The organism is Salinicola socius (genome assembly GCF_001937195.1).
GTDB classification, from domain to species: Bacteria; Pseudomonadota; Gammaproteobacteria; order Pseudomonadales; family Halomonadaceae; genus Salinicola; species Salinicola socius.
Window position 1 is genome coordinate 1 of record NZ_MSDO01000097.1, and the last position, 570, is coordinate 570.

Consider the following 570-nt stretch of genomic DNA (forward strand, 5'->3'; position numbering starts at 1 on the left):
TCGGACCGAGCAGCGCAAAAAAATCGCCCTGAGCGACATCGAGATCGATGCCTTTCAAGGCTTCAAAACCATTACCGTAGACTTTGGTCAGCCCGCGGATGGACAGTGCTGGTTCTGCCATCAGGGATTCCTGCCGTGTTTGAGAAATCGAAATTCGCGAAATCAGGGTTTGCAAAATCAATCGAGACGAAGTGCCGTCGATATGGGGGCAATTCCACCGGGTTCAATCTTTAGCAGACGAATAGAAGATTCGATATGACAGGGTCAGTCGAGCCGACGGATAGCGAGCCGTGTGGCGGGGTTACGCGACGGATGCAACGCAAAAATCCCGAGAGAACGGGGATGCCGCTTCACGAGTGATGATTACTGGCGTAATGAAAACCACGATATGGAGCGGGAAAGGAGATTCGAACTCCCGACCCTCGCCTTGGCAAGGCGATGCTCTACCACTGAGCTATTCCCGCTTATCGCTGCCGACGCTTGAAGCGACGACGACATGACCTGGCGATCATGAAAGTGGCGTCCCATAGGGGGTTCGAACCCCTGTTACCGCCGTGAAAGGGCGGTGTC

1 tRNA gene and 1 pseudogene are annotated in these 570 nt (G+C 54.4%); both read right to left on the bottom strand.

The annotated features are described in order from the left end of the window. Nucleotides 1-121 (bottom strand): annotated as a pseudogene (locus BTW07_RS20230) (ABC transporter ATP-binding protein); the annotation flags it as partial. 268 nt (nt 122-389) lie between these two features. Beyond that, nucleotides 390-464: transfer RNA gene (locus BTW07_RS19010), tRNA-Gly, on the bottom strand. Nucleotides 465-570 lie beyond the last annotated feature (106 nt).